19 protein-coding genes are annotated in these 18,932 nt (G+C 41.6%); 10 read left to right on the top strand and 9 right to left on the bottom strand.

What is annotated here, in order from left to right; genetic code table 11:
• Window positions 1-95: 95 nt before the first annotated feature.
• The 4 genes from L8106_RS27960 to L8106_RS34050 form a co-directional block, all read right to left on the bottom strand.
• Window positions 96-1,187, bottom strand: a complete 1,092-nt coding sequence (locus tag L8106_RS27960) for a phosphotransacetylase family protein (RefSeq protein WP_009787933.1) — start codon at window positions 1,185-1,187, stop codon at window positions 96-98.
• Window positions 1,188-1,367: 180 nt separating this feature from the next.
• Window positions 1,368-1,757 carry a type IV pilus biogenesis protein EbsA gene (gene ebsA, locus L8106_RS27955; RefSeq protein WP_009787932.1) on the bottom strand — a complete coding sequence of 130 codons (390 nt, stop codon included), beginning with the start codon at window positions 1,755-1,757 and terminating at the stop codon, window positions 1,368-1,370.
• A 389-nt stretch (window positions 1,758-2,146) separates the two neighbouring features.
• Window positions 2,147-2,269, bottom strand: coding sequence for a transposase (locus L8106_RS34055; protein WP_232228609.1), 123 nt, complete (start codon window positions 2,267-2,269; stop codon window positions 2,147-2,149).
• A gap of 151 nt (window positions 2,270-2,420) precedes the next feature.
• Complete coding sequence (locus L8106_RS34050) at window positions 2,421-3,158, bottom strand: transposase (RefSeq protein ID WP_232228608.1); 738 nt, start codon at window positions 3,156-3,158, stop codon at window positions 2,421-2,423.
• A gap of 233 nt (window positions 3,159-3,391) precedes the next feature.
• Here L8106_RS34050 and L8106_RS27945 point away from each other — a divergent pair, with 233 nt between their 5' ends.
• The 6 genes from L8106_RS27945 (at window position 3,392) to L8106_RS27920 (ending at window position 10,020) form a co-directional block, all read left to right on the top strand.
• On the top strand, window positions 3,392-4,705 hold the full coding sequence (locus L8106_RS27945) for an RNA-guided endonuclease TnpB family protein (protein WP_009787929.1): 1,314 nt from the start codon (window positions 3,392-3,394) through the stop codon (window positions 4,703-4,705).
• 112 nt (window positions 4,706-4,817) lie between these two features.
• Entirely contained in the window at window positions 4,818-6,269 is a 1,452-nt protein-coding gene (locus L8106_RS27940; RefSeq protein ID WP_009787928.1) for a glycosyltransferase family 2 protein, read from the top strand.
• A gap of 95 nt (window positions 6,270-6,364) precedes the next feature.
• Window positions 6,365-7,543, top strand: coding sequence for a succinate--CoA ligase subunit beta (locus L8106_RS27935; protein WP_009787927.1), 1,179 nt, complete (start codon window positions 6,365-6,367; stop codon window positions 7,541-7,543).
• 219 nt (window positions 7,544-7,762) lie between these two features.
• A complete protein-coding gene (locus tag L8106_RS27930; protein WP_009787926.1) occupies window positions 7,763-8,656 on the top strand; it encodes a CoA-binding protein in 894 nt (297 codons plus the stop codon).
• 2 nt (window positions 8,657-8,658) lie between these two features.
• Complete coding sequence (locus tag L8106_RS27925; RefSeq protein WP_009787925.1) at window positions 8,659-9,384, top strand: class I SAM-dependent methyltransferase; 726 nt, start codon at window positions 8,659-8,661, stop codon at window positions 9,382-9,384.
• 54 nt (window positions 9,385-9,438) lie between these two features.
• Window positions 9,439-10,020 (top strand): Uma2 family endonuclease, encoded by a 582-nt coding sequence (locus L8106_RS27920; protein WP_009787924.1) that lies wholly within the window; start codon window positions 9,439-9,441, stop codon window positions 10,018-10,020.
• 14 nt (window positions 10,021-10,034) lie between these two features.
• Here the strand turns inward: L8106_RS27920 and L8106_RS27915 are convergent, their stop codons facing one another.
• Window positions 10,035-10,838 carry a DUF4058 family protein gene (locus tag L8106_RS27915; protein WP_009787923.1) on the bottom strand — a complete coding sequence of 268 codons (804 nt, stop codon included), beginning with the start codon at window positions 10,836-10,838 and terminating at the stop codon, window positions 10,035-10,037.
• 225 nt (window positions 10,839-11,063) lie between these two features.
• Between L8106_RS27915 and L8106_RS27910 the strand changes: the two genes are divergently transcribed.
• Both L8106_RS27910 and L8106_RS27905 read left to right on the top strand, forming a co-directional pair.
• Window positions 11,064-12,281 carry a sulfite exporter TauE/SafE family protein gene (locus tag L8106_RS27910; protein WP_009787922.1) on the top strand — a complete coding sequence of 406 codons (1,218 nt, stop codon included), beginning with the start codon at window positions 11,064-11,066 and terminating at the stop codon, window positions 12,279-12,281.
• Window positions 12,256-12,729: a hypothetical protein gene (locus tag L8106_RS27905; RefSeq protein WP_009787921.1), complete on the top strand. Its 474-nt coding sequence runs from the start codon at window positions 12,256-12,258 to the stop codon at window positions 12,727-12,729. Before L8106_RS27910 ends, L8106_RS27905 begins: the two co-directional genes overlap by 26 nt.
• Window positions 12,730-12,846: 117 nt before the next feature.
• Here L8106_RS27905 and L8106_RS27900 read toward each other — a convergent pair whose 3' ends face one another.
• Entirely contained in the window at window positions 12,847-14,034 is a 1,188-nt protein-coding gene (locus L8106_RS27900; protein ID WP_009787920.1) for an IscS subfamily cysteine desulfurase, read from the bottom strand.
• Window positions 14,035-14,324: 290 nt separating this feature from the next.
• Here L8106_RS27900 and L8106_RS27895 point away from each other — a divergent pair, with 290 nt between their 5' ends.
• Both L8106_RS27895 and L8106_RS27890 read left to right on the top strand, forming a co-directional pair.
• Complete coding sequence (locus tag L8106_RS27895; protein WP_009787919.1) at window positions 14,325-14,978, top strand: DUF3386 domain-containing protein; 654 nt, start codon at window positions 14,325-14,327, stop codon at window positions 14,976-14,978.
• Between the two features lie 86 nt (window positions 14,979-15,064).
• Window positions 15,065-15,304: a NifU family protein gene (locus tag L8106_RS27890; RefSeq protein ID WP_009787918.1), complete on the top strand. Its 240-nt coding sequence runs from the start codon at window positions 15,065-15,067 to the stop codon at window positions 15,302-15,304.
• A gap of 140 nt (window positions 15,305-15,444) precedes the next feature.
• Here the strand turns inward: L8106_RS27890 and L8106_RS27885 are convergent, their stop codons facing one another.
• From L8106_RS27885 to psbC, 3 genes are all read right to left on the bottom strand, one after another.
• Window positions 15,445-16,125, bottom strand: coding sequence for a Rho termination factor N-terminal domain-containing protein (locus tag L8106_RS27885; protein WP_009787917.1), 681 nt, complete (start codon window positions 16,123-16,125; stop codon window positions 15,445-15,447).
• Entirely contained in the window at window positions 16,122-17,453 is a 1,332-nt protein-coding gene (locus L8106_RS27880) for an AAA family ATPase (RefSeq protein WP_009787916.1), read from the bottom strand. The genes L8106_RS27885 and L8106_RS27880 overlap by 4 nt, the downstream gene beginning before the upstream one ends.
• A gap of 246 nt (window positions 17,454-17,699) precedes the next feature.
• The coding region (gene psbC, locus L8106_RS27875) for a photosystem II reaction center protein CP43 (protein WP_009787915.1) at window positions 17,700-18,932 on the bottom strand (1,233 nt) is incomplete at its 5' end.

Genomic DNA, 18,932 nt, shown 5'->3' with positions numbered 1-18,932 from the left:
CCCCACCTCCCCACAAATCAAGTTTTAGGGGGATCAGGAAACGGCGCTGCCAAGTTATCAGGGGGCAGATTGAATTTGAATTTAAACCGTTTGATTTAGAGATTAGAAGGGACAGGGGCTTCTAAACCCAAGTGTTTCATAAAGCTATCAAAATCGAAATGCTCGGCCATCAGTTGGGTGATACACTCAACCTTACTAGGTTCATGGACTCGCACTTGACCGAAAGCCCGATCAATCGTTTCCACTGTCGTCAGAGTATCGAGATCGACACACAATACAGGAACCTCTAGATCTTCAGCCCGACTTAACACCATGGGATCGGGAGTAATTTGTCCGGTTAAGATCAAGCAATGGGTTGATTTTTCCAGGGCTGCAAGCTGAATATCGGTGCGATCGCCTCCAGTCACCACCGCCATATTGCGAGTGCGATCAAAATATTTCATAGCTGCACTGACATTCATCGCCCCGACACTGAGACTTTCAACCATCATATTCAAATGATCGCCACCACAAAGCACTTGAGCCTGAAGTTGTTTAACCAGATCTTCAACCGTCACACTTCGCAACAGAGCATTTCGAGGTAAAACCCCCAGTAGAGGAATACCTTCGCGCTGGAGAAAAGGCCGAATAAAATTGGTCATTACTTCCTGACGTTCCGCCGGGAAATCATTCACTAAAATCCCCATGAGACGATCGCCTAATTGAGCTTTCGCCACGAGAAAACCATCAATAGCGGCCGAAGACTCTAAACGTTCAACAAGCATCACAGAAGCATCAAGTTCATGGGCGATTTGCGACAAAGACAGATCAAACAAACTGCCTTGTTGTAGCGTTCCCGGCCCTTCTAACAAAATTAAATCCCCTTTTAACCTTTGTACAGAAGAAGCGAGAGCCTGACAAAAGTTAGTTGTATCTTCTCCCTGTAATCTCCTGTGTATTGCGTTGTCCGTGAGCATCACCACAGGTGAACCAATCTGATCAGCAGACAGTCCTAACGTAGTCGCGATAAACTGAACATCAGCATCGAAGGGTTCTGCGGCATTACCAATTTCGGTTCCAAGCGGTTTGCCATAGGCAACTTGAATATTATGTGATCGCAACTGATGGGCTAGCCCCAGTGCAATTGCCGACTTCCCACTAAAAGGCTGAGTTGACCCGATTAATAGATACTTGGCGGGTTTAGCCACGTCACTGACTCCTCCATGCTCATTTTGACTACTCCCCGAGTGTAAAACCTGGGGAAATTTTTTAGAACTTCCAGTATTGGACGCTTAGGCGAATGCTGGTATTCTATACTATCTACAAGAGATTGAAAATCATCAGGGTCTTGAAATCACTGAGATCTTCGGCGCTATACCGAGAGTCTTTCACTCAACATAATGGAGTAAACGCTTGTAAAACTCTTGAGAAAAATCAATAGTACGAGTGCGACCAAAGTTTTGTAGGACATCGATCAGATAGCGAATAAATTCATAGTTCGCCATGGTGACTTCATAGCTGAGATCAGCGTTACCATCAAACTGTACTCGACAACGAGTGAGATCAGCAGGTAGAGAAGAAACATTCCAGGTGGCGACGAAAGGAATATCCTCAGCACTGTCAATTTTACGAGCGCCTTCTAAACTTTTCTCCTTATAGAGGCTAATCGATAGCGGTAAATATCTACGACTTTTATCATCGTAGTACGGTTGATAGACGATCACCTCTCGCTTTTCGGCGGGTTTGAGTTGAGCGATGACTGTGGCGGAGTTTGACATTCTCAGATTTCCTGCAAAGACCGATTATTTCCAATTTAGCCGACATTTAACCCCCTATTATGACTCTAGAGACAAAAATTTTCTTCCTTGCTGACTCAACCCTTGATCCGTACCCCAGAAAACAACGGTGTAAAATCTCAATGTTGTTGTTTTGCCAGCTTCCAATGTAAACTACCCAACGCCAACGTGTAAACACTTATGGCATGGGCTTTATCCCTAACCCAGTCCCATCGGGAAACAACAAAAGCTGTCCCTCTAGCTGACAGGAATAGGTCGAGATTTCAGGCGGATTTACGGCAGCCCCATCTTGAAAACTTTGGCTAGACAGAAATTGCCAAGTTCAGAGAAGTTGAGCGATATTTAACGCCCCATTAACATCAGCATCATGTTCACGCGCCACAAAAACCACACTTAAAACCCTTTCCCTTTCGGTAAGATTTTCCCGACAACGGATGGATGTGGTGACATCTCGAACAGGTTTGAGAGGTAGATCTCGGCTCAACCAAAATCACACTAATTCCAGCAATACAGGCTTTGTATTCTGTGAACAATCTCAACTGGTAAAAAGCCCATCTATTGATTTATGTTCGGGTTTTCTTCCTAACTTTCGTCCTCAGTCGAATACCCGACAAATCTTCAAAAGCAATTGCCGAGTTAAGTTGTTCAGCCTCTTGTACAAGCTGTTTGCTGATGTTGTGATTGACCCAATGCCCGAAACCTCGATTCCTTTCCAGAGAGCCTTCTAAGCAAGCGTTTTGCGGACTTAGTGCGTTTGGATTGAATCGAGGCGCGGACGCGGATAAACTTGGTTCGGGTTTGCCTCAATTGCTTACCATCCCAGGTTTTTCCTGTACTTGTTGTTGCAATATCTCTCAGCCCCAAATCAACACCCAACACTTTCGGAGTTTTCTTTTTTCGTTGGGTGGGAACTTGAACTACTATATTAATGTAATAGCCATTCCTACTTTTAGAAAGCGTGGCACTTGTGGGGAGTTGACCTCTAAGCAATGCAATCTGATAGCCACCAATTTTGAGTTGAAAATTGACCCGTCCCGACTTCAGTGTGACTCCAACTTTTTGCAAGGACTCAATATATTTGAACGTCCTCGCGTCAAGAGAGATACTTGTTGGTCGAAACTTGTGGATTTGTTTGGTGGTAATGTGTTGGTTAACAACCCTTCTGATGGCTTGACAAACGTGGTTAGCTTTCAGCCCCGTCGCCTCTCTGACGGGTTTGTAGGTCAGATGATGCAGCTTTGTTGTATTCCAACAGTTCTGTTCTTTTGCCTCGAGCAATATTTGGTTACAAGCATCGGAAAATCCCACCAAAGTTTCATCGACCGATTGGGTCAAGTCTGGTGGGACTATCAACTTGCATTTGACCGTTATTGCTTGCGTCATACCCCTATAATATCTCATGGGAGGGGTTTTTGTAAACTTTATAGGTCGCGGCATTCCTCCCATCGCCAACTCAGACTTCTGGCGTGGGTCTCCTGCCGAAATCTAGATGATTTTAGCTTCACAGCGAGAAGCCCCACACCTGACACTGCGTTTCAGTGTGGGATGAATCGCCCTTGAGGTTGTTAATTCTCCAGATTGAGTTATAATAAATTGCATTCGCTCTAATTTGCATAATGAGAAACGTAGCAAAAGTCAGACTATATCCAACAGATGAACAGAAACAAGCTCTTACAAAAGCTTTTGGTTCTGTCCGATGGGTGTGGAATTACTGCCTGGAGCTGAACAACCAAGCCTATAAAGAAACAGGCAAGGGAATCTCAGGAATGCAACTGAAGAAACAGTTACCAATTCTAAAAAAGAAAGAAGAAACAGCCTGGCTAAAGGAAACCTATTCACAATGCTTACAGCAGTCTGTTTTAAATCTTTCCAGAGCTTTTGTTAACTTCTTTGAAGGTCGAGCCAAGTTCCCTCGATTTAAGAGCCGCCATGAAAAGCAATCGATCCAGTATCCTCAGAACGTCAAGATTGTTGACAGTCATTTAAGTTTTCCTGTTATTGGCAAAATCAAAGCCAATATTCACCGAAAATTTGATGGCAATATCAAAACAGTCACAATAACAAAGACAAGAACGGAGAAGTATTACGCTTCAATTTTATTTGAGAACGAAGAAGCTGAACCGCAGACTTCTGAAGAAGGAAAAGCGATAGGATTAGACCTGGGACTCACCCACTTTTTGATTACAAGCGAGGGGTCTAAATACGAAAATCCTCGGCACTTTAAAAAACATGAACGTAATTTAAAGCGAAAGCAGCAGAAATTATCTCGCAAGCAAAAAGGTTCCAATTCCCGGAATAAAGCCAGGAAATTGGTAGCAAGAGCGCACGAGAAAATCTTCTTTGCGAGGCAAGACTTCCTGCATAAACTGTCTCGCAAAATTGTGAACGAGAATCAAGTCATAATTGCTGAAAATCTCAACGTAAAGGGCATGGTGAGCCAGCGCGTTGGGCGGGGAACCGGACTTGAAGCGACTGGCTCACCCGCAAGGGTACGCAACCACAATCTAGCCAAGGCAATCAGCGACTGTGGTTGGGGAAGGTTCTTAAACTTTGTTGATTACAAATCAAAAAAGGACGGAAAAACCTATCTGGAAATAGATCGGTTTTTTCCGTCCTCAAAGACTTGTAATGTTTGTCTGAATGTTGTTCAAAGTCTGCCACTCGATGTTCGTCACTGGGAGTGCAATCATTGTCACACCCAACATGATCGTGATATCAACGCGGCTCTCAATATCAGAGATGAGGGATTGAGAGTTATCGCGGCAGACCCAGATCGACAATTCCTCGCCCCTGGGACGGGGGTGACTGCCAGTGGAGAAAGTGTAAGACCAACCAAAGGACGAAAGTCCTCTGTGCGGCAACTTCCGATCAATGATCAATCTAATGATGCTTCGACCAAGGTTGATCAAGAAGCTGGAAGCCTACGCTAGAAAGCGAAGCGTCTGCGTAGGTAGTTCACGTAAGTATTAAGAGTTAAATTAGATTATCTCTGCCCAAGAAGTCTTGGCCCCAAAAATGATCAAGTCATAAGTTAAACCAGATATGAGACGATTGACATCTACACGAACAAATTCATCTAACCCTAACCCCGATTCTCATCATCACCGGGACTCAAGCCCCGAGAATAAAACTGTAGAAACCGATCCGATTGATGCTCCCGAACCCTCTAAACATCAAGTCGAACCCATGACTAATTCACCCTCAATCTATCAAGGACGACGCCGAAAAGCGGCTGTAGTCCTCAGTATGATTTGGGGAGGAACAATCACCCTACATCTGGTTTCTTGGGGTTCGTGGTTCATTTTCGGCTTAACAGGGTTGATTTCGATTCATTCGTTGCGTATCCTATTGACCCGATATCGTCACCCATCGTCTGATCAGACGGCAACAGGCGATCGCGACTATTGGCCCTTTGTCTCTTTGCTCGTGGCCGCCAAAAATGAAGAATCTGTGATTCACAATTTAGTCGAAAACTTGTGCAATCTCGATTATCCGTCTGACTCCTATGAAGTTTGGATCATTGATGATCACAGCACCGATAACACACCCCTTTTATTAGATCAACTGGCCGAAAAGTTTGAGCAACTCAATGTTTTACATCGTCACAATGGAGTCGGCGGAAAATCCGGGGCGCTCAATCAAGTTTTACCCTTAACCCAAGGTGAATTTATCGGGGTATTTGATGCGGATGCTCAGGTGTCCCCCGATTTATTGCAGCAAGTTGTTCCTCTGTTTGACAACGATCAAATTGGTGCCGTACAAGTCCGAAAAGCGATTTCTAACGCTCCTCTCAATTTCTGGACTCAAAGTCAAGCCGCAGAAATGGCACTGGATTCATTTTTCCAAGAGCAGCGTATTGTGTTAGGAGGGATTGGAGAACTCCGAGGAAATGGTCAGTTTGTTCGTCGTGACGCGATTGAAGCTTGTGGGGGTTGGAACGAAGAAACCATCACTGATGATCTCGATCTCACCATTCGACTCCATCTGAATAATTGGGATATTGAATTTTTAGCCTTTCCCCCCGTCTACGAAGAAGGAGTCACAAAATCTATCTCCTTGTGGCATCAACGCAACCGCTGGGCTGAAGGCGGATATCAACGCTATCTCGATTATTGGAAACCCTTACTCCGTAATCGTCTTGGCTCTCGTAAAACCTTTGATTTATTCGGGTTTTTAATCATTCAATACTTAGTACCGACTGCTGCCGTCCCTGATTGTTTAATGTCGTTAGCTTTACGTCGTTTACCGATTACCAGTCCTTTGTCATTGCTGGCTTTAACGCTGTCGTTTGTGGGGATGTTTATTGGGTTACGTCGCACCCAGACTCCATGCGTTTCTCAATCAATAATGAGCGTCTTACAGGCTGGATTACAAAGCTTGCGGGGTACATTTTATATGCTGCACTGGTTTATTGTGATTAGCAGTACCGCCATCCGCATTTCAGTCCGCCCGAAGCGTCTAAAGTGGGTGAAAACGGTTCATCAAGGAATGTAAATTCTGCAATGATCCCGTTCTATACATTCTGAGATGGATTGTGTTGTTAAAATTGCAGTCCAAACTCAATTAGCGATATCAGGGGGAAACTAGCAATGGATTTACTAGAGTATCAAGCCAAAACCTTATTTCGGGAAAAAGACATCCCGGTGTTACCTTCACAGCGGATTGATCGCGCTCCTGATGTCAAGGGATTGAGAATTCCCTATCCGGTGGTTCTCAAGTCTCAAGTGCGTTCAGGGGGAAGGGGCAAGGCGGGAGGCATACGGTTTGTTGAGAATACCATTGATGCAGTTGCGGCCGCTCAAGCGATTTTTAATCTACCCATTCGCGATGAATATCCGAAAGTGCTGTTAGCTGAGGCTAAATATAACGCGGATCAAGAGTTTTATCTGGCTGTGACGTTAGATTCGAGCAGTCGCCGTCCGGTGATGTTAGGATCGACTAAAGGCGGAGTTGCTGTTGAAGAAGCGATCTCAGAGGTTCAGCAAGTTGTTGTCGATCAAGAGTTTTCCTCGTTTTATGCTCGTCGCCTCAGTGTCAAAATGGGATTGCATCAAGACCTGATTTTAGCGGTGAGTGCCATCATTGAAAAAATGTATTGTTTGTTTGTGGAAAAGGATTTAGATCTGATCGAGATTAATCCACTCGGTATTAACCCCAGTGGCGAGGTGATGGCTCTTGATGGCAAAGTGATTGTCAATGACAATGCTCTCGGACGTCACCGAGATTTAGCGGCTTTGATTCAAAATCATCAGAATCCCGCGAAAGCTTCGCTAACAGATGTCTATTCTTTTCCTTTTCCCGCTCAGTTTGATCGGGTTCAACTTCGAGAACTCAAAATGGTGGAACTTGAAGGTAATATCGGCATTTTATCGAATGGTGCGGATATGACACTGACAACGGTTGATTTGATTATCCAAGCAAAGGGAAAACCTGCAAATTACCTCGATTTGGAGGTGGAAGACTATTCAGAACTGACCGAAGCTTGGTGTGATCATCTCTATCAAGGTTTAGAATTGGTCAGTCAGTCGAAGCAGGTGAAAGTCGTGATCGTCAATCTTCTCAGTCATGTTGTCTCTTCTCAAAAAACGATTTTAGAAATTGCCAGTTATCTCCAGAAAAAGGCGAGTATGGGCTATTTACCCCAGTTTGTTCTGAGATTAGCGGTTAATCCGCCTCGTGAAATTCTCGATCAGTTGGCACAACTACCTGTTCAAGTTGCTGAGAGTTTAGATGAGGCGGTGAAGCTTGCTGTTTCTTTAGCGAAATAATTTTGATGCTTGCCTTCTCCTCCGTCGTTTTGGTTTTCTATCAATACTTTGGGTAGAAGTCAGGAATAATCAACTTTGAAAATCGCACGCCGACTAAAATAGAAAAATCTCGTATCTCATACAGTTAGATACTGTCCGATCTGAGTCAATTGCGAACTCAGTTATAGTTTATTTGTCGTTGCTGCATCAGTCTAGGGTTTACAACTAGAGTCAATAACTATGGATTTAACGTCAGAGAGTAAAGTTTTAATTCAGGGGAATGCAGCATCTCAAGCTTTGATTCATGCGGTTCTCAATATGAAGGCTTATGGGACTAATATTGTTGCTTGTGTAACTCCCGGTCAAGGCGGTACTTATTTGGAAGAAGTTCCGATTTTTGATTTGGTTGAACAAGCACAGGCTAAAGTTGGCCCGATTGATACCAGTGTGATTTGGGTCAATCCCTATCAAGCACTCGATTCAGCTTTAGAAGCGATTGAAGCTGGAGTCAAACAACTGGTTATTCTCACCGAGGGGATGCCGCCTTTGGATATGGTCTGTTTGATTCGTAAAGCCGAAATCTCAGAAACACTGATCATTGGGCCGAGTTGTGCTGGGATTATTGTCCCCAATCAGCTTTTGTTGGGGCTTCATCCTGGTGAGTTTTATACTCCGGGTTCCATTGGGTTAATTAGTCGGGGTAGCAGACTCACTTATGAAATTGCTTCTCAACTCACTCAAGCTAAACTCGGACAGTCTATGAGTATCAGTATTGGGAGTGATTTGATTATTGGTTCTTCTTTTATTCAGTGGCTACAAATTTTGGATGAAGATGATCAAACTGAGGCAATTGTTTTGGTCGGAGAAGTCAGTGGAACTGGTGAAGAAGAAGCGGCTTCTTATATTGCCGAAACGATTGATAAACCTGTAATTGCTTATATTGCTGGACTGTATGCACCCCCAACTCAAATGCTGGGTCATTCCTGTACGCTAGCGACATCTAAATTACTCGCCCAAACTATTTGTCCGCCAACAATAGAAAGCAAAATAGAAGCGTTTAAAAAAGCTAAAATTCCCTTGGCTGATCGTCCGTCTCAAATTCCAGGTTTAATTAAAAAAGCTTTGAAAAAATAACGATGTCTAAAAAATCTGATCGGTCTTCACAATCTTCGAGTTCTTCTGCTTATCTTTCTGATCAGTGGCATTCTCTGACAAATGCAATTGCTTATCGCTTTAATCGGGAATATCAAGGGGAGGCTTTTGAACTTCCCGAAGAAGTGGAAAATTTGCCGATTTTTCGCGATCGTATTGCCGGAACTCTACAAGCTAAAATTACTTCGCCTTTTTGGGAATTGACTAAAATTCAGAAAAATCAACACTGTTTAGATATTGGTTGTGGGGTCAGTTTTTTGATTTATCCTTGGCGAGAGTGGAATGCTTTATTTTATGGTCAAGATATTAGCAATGTGGCAATAGATGCTTTGAATGCTCGGGGGCCGCAGTTAAATTCTAAACTGTTTAAAGGGGTAACATTGGGGGCGGCTCATCATTTAGAGTATGATGAAGATCAGTTTGATCTAGCGATCGCCACGGGGTTGAGTTGTTATTTTCCCCTTGAATATTGGACGGAGGTTATGGCTGAAGTTAAACGAGTCTTGAAGCCTACTGGAGAGTTTATTTTTGATGTTCTCAATCCTGATGCACCCTTAGCAGAAGATTGGGCAATTTTAGAAACCTATTTAGGAACAGAAGTCTTTTTAGAACCGCTAGAAAGTTGGGAAAAAATGATTAAATCCAATTCAGAAAAGATTGTTAAACAAAAGGATGGAGAGTTATTTAAAGTTTATAAAGTTCGTTTTTAAAATTAATAATGTTCAACAAATTTAAAGTTAAAAAATAAATGAAATCATGAAAAAATGCAAGTTATAGAACAAAAAAAATACACCCAAGAAGAATACTTAGAATTAGAAATCAATTCCGAAGAACGTCACGAATATATTGATGGAGAGGTTATATTAGTGACAGGTGGTACACCCAATCATAATCAAATTTCCGGGAATTTATATGCAGCACTTAATTTCACCTTAAAACGTCAACCCTATCGTGTATTTGTACTCGATCAAAGACTTTGGATTCCACAAAAACGCATCTATACTTATCCCGATGTTATGCTCATTCAAGGTGAATTACAATTACAAATCGGACGAAATGATACCGTTTTGAATCCGATAATGATTGCAGAAGTGTTATCTAAATCTACTCGTAGCTATGATAAAGATAAAAAATTTGAGTCTGATCGTACCATTGACAGTTTTCAAGAATATATTTTAATCGATCAATATACTCAACATATTGAACAGTATAGCAAAACAGGCGATCGCCAATGGATATTTACTGAATATTATCAAGATGAAACCTTATCTCTAAACTCTATTTCTTTTGAAATTGAACTAGCGGATATTTACAATCAAGTGAATTTTGAAGAAGTCGAACAATAACAAAAAACAACCTTTTATTGCTGTAATAATTCCCGAATCCAACTTTGTTCCGACTCCATTAACGGTGGTGTTAATTCTGTGATATAATTTTCATAATTAATCCGATAATCATAACCCGCTCGGTTATATATTGTTGTAAATAACTCCTGTAAATTTAACATCGGTTCCCCATCTTCTGAACGCAGAGGAATAGAAAAACTCGGTAAAGAATCTCTCACATTAAAAGGATACAATGTCGCTCGGGGCCGATGTTGTTCATCGCTAACTAAAATCCGATAATCCGATTGAATATCCTCCCCTAAAATCGGCATCGGTTGCCATCCTCGCAGCAAATCAATTTCAACTAAATTTGTTAAACTCCCTAACACCCGTTGACGTTTTTTTAGATAAAATTCTCGTCCTTCTCCCGGACGTTTATTCACCGGAGATAACACTTCAATCACCGTAACAACGGAACGAGTTGTCATTTCTCGCACTTCTAAATAAGTCTGTCTAACCGTTTCAGGCATGGGAAGATGAACGGTAATTTCTTTCGACTTAGATTCGGCAACTGCGGTATTTGATTGTCGATTTTCTAATTCTAAACCTTCTGAAGTTTGAGATTGACGCTTCACCGCCACATCAGGAATCCCCACTAAAAGAGAATCAGTATTTGTATTATTGACTTCATAAACCCGCTTTTCAATTGCCACTTCATATTTAGGACGAACCTCAGGCGTGAGAACATCAGCAATTGCTACAATTAATCGATTGTGAACTTCCGGCCAAAAATCAGGATGTTCTAAACAGGGGTCCATTCCCGGAAACGGTGAAGGCATAGCAAAACCCTCCAATTGGCTTTTTTAGTAGTTTAGCATTTCCAGAATTTGCCCATAAACCCAGTTTCTAAAAATTACTTCAAGATTTCAGCCTTTGTACAGCCATGAGAAACCGGATTTTTTTAGTCAGTCAAGGGTCTGTCTGATGAATTTAAACTTTCCCAGTTCAACATTTGCAGCGTAGACCTTTAAAATAGAAAACGATTGTGCAACTCAAATAGAATAATGCTAGATCTCGTATTGATTAGTACGTTAGGATTTTTAGGAAGTTTTGGTCATTGTATGGGAATGTGCGGCCCGATAACGGTGGCGTTTTCTCTCTCGAATACAGATGATTCCAAACAACCCTCTTGGCGGTTTCACTTGTTACTAAATCTCGGACGAATTCTCAGTTATGCGTTAGTTGGTGCCGCCATTGGGGGAATCGGTTCGGTATTAGTTGCAAGTGGACAAATGGCAGGATTAGGGAGTGTTATTCGACGGGGAATGGCAATTTTAACAGGGTTAATGTTAATTGGGTTAGGATTGGCACAAATACGACCCGATTTAATCCCTAAATTGCCAATGTTGCACCCGCTTTCTCCTCAAGTTTTACATAACCGTTTTAGCGGTGCAATGGTCAATTTATCTATGCAAAAAAGCCCCTTAACTCCCTTTATTTTGGGTCTAGTTTGGGGATTAATCCCTTGTGGTTTTCTCTATACAGCCCAAATTAAAGCCGCAGAAACCGGAAGTTTAAAGATGGGAATGATGACCATGTTAGCCTTTGGACTGGGAACATTACCCACAATGTTAGGGGTTGGTTTATTAACGAGTAAATTAAGTTCAGACCATCGAAGTCAATTATTTCGATTGGGTGGATGGATTACTTTAAGTATTGGAATTTTAACGTTATTACGAACCGGAAATCATGTTGATTATACAGGTCATGGTGCCTTAATTTTTTTGATGTTAGCTTTAATTGCCCGTCCAATGAGTCGATTTTTCTCGCCACTTTTACAATATCGGCGTTTGTTAGGTGTGGCTGCTTTTATCTTAGCATTGGTTCATATGGGTCAAATGATTGATCATACTTTAAATTGGAATATTGAAGCATTTTGGTTTATGCTTCCCCAACATCAATGGGGAATTGGATTGGGAACAATTGCCTTGTTATTGATTACTCCTGCGGCGTTAACGAGTTTTGATAAAATTCAAAGTTATTTAGGACAATACTGGCGAAAAATCCATTTATTAGCGGTTCCAGCGTTTGTTTTGGGTGTGGTTCATATCCTCTTAAGTGGGTCGAGTTATTTTGGCGGGTTTGAGTGGACTGTTAGCCATCAAATTCGAGTCGGAATTTTAGCAACAATCAGTCTTTTTGTGCTATTAGTAAGAATGCGTTCAATTTGGTCTTTATTTTCTTTGGAGAAGTTTTATGTTTCACCGAGTAAGTCAAAGTAAGCTATTTAGAGAATTTGTTATACTGGGGTTGATGAGTGTTCCGATTATGGTTAATTTTAGTCATCGGTTAACTGTTCCGACTCTCGCCCATGAAGTTGAAGTTTCTGGGGATGTAGCGGCGACTTTTCACCTTGAACCTAATCATAACCCAAAAGCAGGAGAAACTGCCCAAGTTTGGTTTGCATTAACTCGCAGAGGAGGGGTTATTATTCCCTTAGAACAGTGTAACTGTAAATTAGCGGTTTATCGTCAACCCCGTAAAGCAGAAGATTCCCCGATGATGACTCCAGCCTTAAAAGCAATTTCTGCTGAAAAATATCAGGGAATTCCAGGGACAGATGTAGTATTTCCAAAAGCAGGAGGTTATGAATTGGAGTTGAGTGGAACCCCTAAAACTGAGACTAATTTTAAACCCTTTAAGTTTAGTTATTCAGTCACCGTTCGATAATTGTTTTATCAAAGATGGTTGTTTATTGAGTTCAAGAACTTCATTTGATTTCATTCCCTAGAGGAATCTATCCTCAGAAATATTTAAATTGCTAATCTTGTTAATATCAGCAATCACTTAAGAAGGGTTTGAAGCAAATGATTTTGACTGTTGAACTTTGCGTAAAGATTGAATTGTTGAAATCGTGTGTTCGACAACTTGATCGATTTCGTCAGATGTATTAAACCGACCGATTCCAAACCGAATAGAAGCATAAGCTAACGCATCGGAACGTCCTAAAGCGGTTAATACATGAGAAGGTTCAATTTTAGTAGAAGTACAAGCCGAACCCGAAGAAACCGCCATCAAAGGTTGCAGTCCTAATAGTAATGCTTGACCATCGACTCCGGCGACACTAATATTCAAATTTCCAGCGAGGTGTTTTGTCGGGTGTCCGTTGAGATAAATCTCCCCCAAAGTGGCTAATTTTTCCCAGAGTTGTTGTCGCAAATTCGTTAAACGTTTGGTTTCTGATTTCATCTCTTTTAAAGCCAGTTTAACCGCTTCTCCAAACCCAACAATTTGAGGAGTATATAATGTTCCTGATCGCATTCCTCGTTCATGTCCGCCTCCATGAAGTTGAGGGGCGAGTTTTACTCTCGGGTTGCGACGACGAATATACAAAGCCCCAATCCCTTTTGGCCCGTAAATTTTATGGGCGGTTAATGACATTAAATCAATGTTCATGTCTTCTACATTGAGAGGGATTTTTCCTAAAGCTTGGGCGGCATCGGTATGAAAGAAAATATTGCGATCGCGACAAAGTTTGCCAATCTCAGCGATGGGTTGTAATACGCCAATTTCGTTATTTGCTGCCATCACTGAGACTAAAATTGTATCAGGACGAATTGCTTTTTCGAGTAAATTAATATCAATTAAACCATCAGATTGAACCGGGAGTAAAGTTAACTCAAATCCGAGATTTTCTAAATAGTGTAATGGATCAAGAATGGCGTTATGTTCGCTGACAACACTAATCAGATGACGACCTTTGCTAAAATAAGCTTCAGCTACTCCTTTAATGGCTAAGTTATCAGATTCGGTGGCACCGCTTGTAAAGATAATTTCTTCGGGTGTAGCGTTAATCGCACTTGCTAAAGTTTCTCTCGCTTTTTTGACTGCGGCTTCCGCTTCCCATCCGTAAAAATGATTAATACTGGCAGGATTTCCAAAGTGTTCGGTAAAGTAAGGAATCATTGCTGCTAGCACCCGTTCATCCATCGGTGTTGTTGCATTGTTATCAAGATAAATTGGACGTTGTAACATGATATTTTTAGAGTTGTTTAAAATGCTAATTTTAAAAGTTTGAGTTAATCTTAAGCGAAGATAGATTCAATTATAACATATTTTAAGCTTAATATTGTTGTCAATAAATATTCTAAACATTGTCAAATTTAACAGTTAATATTTCAGGGGAGAGAAGCTCGACAGTTTTTTCTGACCCTTTGAAAAGTTAAAGATTTAATTTAGTTTTTGAGAGAATAATTGCCAGTTCTGATAAAACTCAGTGACTATTATATAATAGATAGACGTTAGTTTTGGACGACCATACTTCCATGACCGAATCAACAAACGCTCGTGACGTGTTTCGATCTGCTTACGAACACCGCTACACCTGGGACTCGAACTTCCCCGGTTACAGTGCTGACATCGAACTCAAACAGGGTTCGGAGATTTATAAGGGTCAGATTCGCATCAATCCTGACATGAGTGTAGAAGTCATGGGGATTGAAGATGAAGAGGTAAAACAAAGCGTTTACACGCAACTCCGAGATATTGTCACCCACCGCAAACGCACCTCGTTTGATAACTCTCACGGTAAAAATAGCTTTAGTTTTGGCGAAAAAGATGAGACGGGCGCTGTAGAAATTCTCGTGCAAGGGGATTCGATGGGTTCCAACTACAAAGTCCGAGATGATCAAATTTGTTTGGTGAGTCGGGTTATGGGTCGGATGGCGTTTGTCATCAATACCCATCAAAGCCTTGACACTGGGGAAGGTCTTGCTGCGAGTCACTATGATGCGGTTTTCCGCAATCCCGAAAACAACGATATTATGCGAGAATTGGAATTTGAGGATAAGTTTGAGAAAATTGGCGATTATTATGTGATGACTCGCCAAGTCGTTCATTCCAAGGAAAAGGGAACACTCACGACAACTGAGTTCAACTATTCCAACATCAAACTGTTAGAACCTGCAACGGTGAGCTAAAATTTTCTCTTAATGTTTCTTTCGTGACGTTAGGATTAAGATAAGTTCAGAATCGATTGTTTTGAAGATTAATTAATAGGTGAGCCATGACAGATCTAGCCTTAACACCCGAAAATGTTGAAACCGTTTTGGATGAACTCCGCCCCTATTTAATGGCGGATGGCGGTAACGTTGAGATCGTTGAACTTGATGGCCCGATTGTACGGTTGCGCTTGCAAGGGGCTTGTGGGTCTTGCCCCAGTTCAACAATGACCTTGAAAATGGGAATTGAGCGTCGTTTACGGGAAAAAATTCCTGAAATTGCTGAAGTTGTAGCGGTTGCATAGTTGAATTGCATCGTTTAATTGTCTGAATAATTAGGGATTAGGGAAAAGGAAAGTTCAAAAGGCGATCGCTGCTAAATCTCCTCTAAACTTTCTTAACTCTAATCCCTTTTTGATTGGGCAATATTCAGACAACTAATGCTTTAAGTGCTGAGTAATTCAACTAACTCCTGTTTCTTCTTCTTGCTGTAACCTGTCAGTTGACGTTTTTTCGCGAGTGCTTTCAATTCTGTAGTCGTTAAACTATTGAGAATAGCCGGATCTTTTATTACATCTGGCATCGGTTGAGGAACCAGATCAAAGACTTCCTCTAATATTTTTAACTTGCTTTTTGTAATCCCACACTTGAGTGTTGTAATCGGATCTAAAGTTTTCCAGTATTGACGGGGTGCTGCATCAATTCGGTTGGTTGCTGTGAGTATGTTAACCCCTTTTAGAAGGCTTCCTGGCTTTTCAATTAAATACTGCAAGGCATCTTTAATTTCATCTCTTGTGGCTTGAGAGAGATTAATTTTTGGTGTTACTTCACCGGATAACACCTGAGTTAGCTTTTCTGTTTCCTCTCGCTCATCTGCGATAATGCACCAAATCTTTTCTAACCCCGCTTCTTCGGCAACAGCATAAATAAATACATTGCCAATCACTTGATATCGATCTTCACCCACTTCTTTAATAATTACAGGAACCCAATTGCGATCGCCATATTGATTTAAAGCTTTTGCTGCTGCTGTAATTAAAAATTTCGGCGCATCGGTTCCATTGCCTGGATCGATATCATCCAGATAGAGATACATTAAGTTGCCAATATCACTTAAGTTACTCATTGTAAAAAATACTCCTTAGCTAAATTCAAATAATAGTCACGCGCTGTTTTGTTTTTATACACAGCAGGAATTTGCTCAAACGCTGCATTAGCGATGCGTGCGTAGCTTGGCAAATCAAAAATGTAACGATCTTTTTTAGCATCGGTAAAACGGGGATAAAAGTAAGGGAGCAAATTAAACTCTCGCTTGGCTTGTAAAATAATTTTGTCTATAGCTTTATGAGCAGCCGTTCGCTGAAAGTCTGTAATATTCTCTCCATTTAAAAAAATTGGCAGTGCAACTGGCCCCCCATCTTTTCTGTATTCCTGAACTTCCGGAATATATTTCTGAATTGCTATCGCTGCATTTTTTAATGAAAAAATATTGTTGTGTTTGGTAGGAATTAACACAACATCTGCCGCATAAATCGCACTTGTACTGACAAAACGCCAGTTGGGAGAACTATCAATCAAAATATAGTCATATCTAGACTTGAGAGGCTCTAAAATTTGGCGAAGCCTGAATATTTTAAGTTCTTGTCGCAACTCATTTTCACTTTTATCAGCAAATGTTTGATCTGATGGAATAATATCAATTACAAATCTCTTATTTTTTAAACTCACCTTGTGATGCTGAATGACCTGATCATCAATATTTGCTCGTTTATTTTCCATACAAGCGTAGAAACCTTGTTCACCTACTTCAACACCAAGAGAATGAGTTAAATCTTGCTGATTTGGATCAAAATCAATCACAAGAACTTTTTTACCACACAGAGTTAAAACGGCCGCTAAATTGGCGGTTGTTGTTGTTTTTCCAACACCTCCCTTATTGTTATAGATAGCAACAGTTAAAGCTTTTGTAGGTGCTTCAATTTTTTGACGAATTTTTAAAAGTATCTCGGTCACATTGTCTGGAGTCAGTTTTAAACAGAGAGTAGCTGGGTAGACAACTTTACCGTGTTTTCTAAATAGTTGAATATGTTGTGAGTTGGTGATTATTCCCCAGTTAACGGTTTTACAGTTCGGAGCAAGACAATAATTTTTAAGTTGCTTAACTGTTCTTCCATATTGCGGAGAACCTTCACATAGATTGATATCTCTCCCTTTGACTTCAATCAGTAAATAGGGGTTAGTTTGAGTTTGAATAAATGTATCATCTTCAATTCTTTTTCGTGCAGCATAGTCCACTGCTTGCGATCCTTGTCCTGTAGGAAACTCAGGAATTTGATCTGCCTGTTTAAAACCAAGTGCAAGTAATAGTTTAGAGATAAAAACACTGTTAACTATTGCTTCAGAGGCATTTTCAGGAAGATGAAGTAAGGCTTGCTTAAGATCTTGATCGCTCACTTTGACTTAATCTCCATACTCATCTTACGACTATTTTTGACAATTATTGAAACCCTTGCTAGAAAAGAACTTTGGAGTTTTTCTAAAAGAGCCATAATTCAATTAAATTTGGTATGAAACCGATCCTTATCAGAATAGCACTATTAGTTAAAGACCATTAATTCATAAAAAAATAACCCCACCTATGAAGGCGGGGCGTTTATTCTAACTCTTAACTAAGCGATTAACCCAACAATTCCAGAGGAATTAGTCGAGGTCAGGCATAGCCAACACGGGTTCAGTTTCACGTTCAATTCCTTTCTCAAAACCAGCAGCAGCAGCGCGAGCGCGGCCAGCGTGCCAGAGGTGTCCAATCAGGAAGAAGAAACCGACGATGAAGTGGAAACCAGCTAACCAAGCACGGGGGTTAACGTAGTTAAAGCCTTGAGCTTCTGTGATGATACCGCCCACGGAGTTAATAGAACCGTTGGGAGCATGAGTCATGTATTCAGAAGCACGGCGAATTTGCCAAGGCTGGATGTCGTTCTTGAGCTTGTTGAGGTCAAGACCATTAGGCCCACGTAGAGGCTCTAACCAAGGGCCACGGAAATCCCAGAAACGCATTGTCTCACCACCGAAGATAATTTCACCAGTGGGAGAGCGCATCAGGTATTTACCCAGACCAGTTGGGCCTTGAGCAGAACCGATGTTCGCACCGAGTTTTTGGTCACGAACTAAGAACACAAAAGATTGAGCTTGAGACGCTTCGGCGTTTGTAGGGCCGTAGAACTCACTGGGATAAGCGGTGTTGTTAAACCAAACAAAAGAGGCAGCGATAAAGCCCATCAGGGATAGAGCGCCTAAGCTGTAGGATAGATAAGCTTCTCCAGACCAGATGAACGCACGACGCGCCCAACCAAAGGGCTTGGTGAGAATGTGCCAGATTCCTCCAGCAATACAAATCAAACCAATCCAAATGTGACCACCGATGATGTCTTCCATGTTGTCAACACCGATAATCCAACCTTCACCCCCAAAGGGCGCTTTGGTCAGATAACCGAAGATCACAGCCGGGTTCAATGTGGGGTTATTGATGACTCGGACATCTCCACCACCGGGCGCCCAACTATCGTAGACACCGCCAAAGAACATGGCTTTAAACACCAGCAACAGCGCACCACAACCCAACAGGATTAAGTGGTAGCCGATGATGTTGGTCATTTGGTTCTTGTCTTTCCAGTCGTAACCAAAGAAAGAAGAATATTCTTCTAAGGTTTCTGGGCCACGAACAGCGTGATAAATACCACCCAAGCCGAGAACCGCAGAGGAAATTAGGTGCAGAACACCAACAACGAAGAAAGGAAAAATATCGATGACTTCACCACCAGGGCCAACACCCCAACCGAGGGTGGCGACATGGGGAATCAAAATCAAGCCTTGTTCGTACATCGGCTTTTCTGGAACAAAGTGAGCGACCTCAAACAGAGTCATCGCACCAGC

This window comes from Lyngbya sp. PCC 8106 (assembly GCF_000169095.1).
Taxonomy (GTDB): domain Bacteria; phylum Cyanobacteriota; class Cyanobacteriia; order Cyanobacteriales; family Microcoleaceae; genus Capilliphycus.
This window is presented reverse-complemented; position numbering and strand designations above follow the sequence as displayed.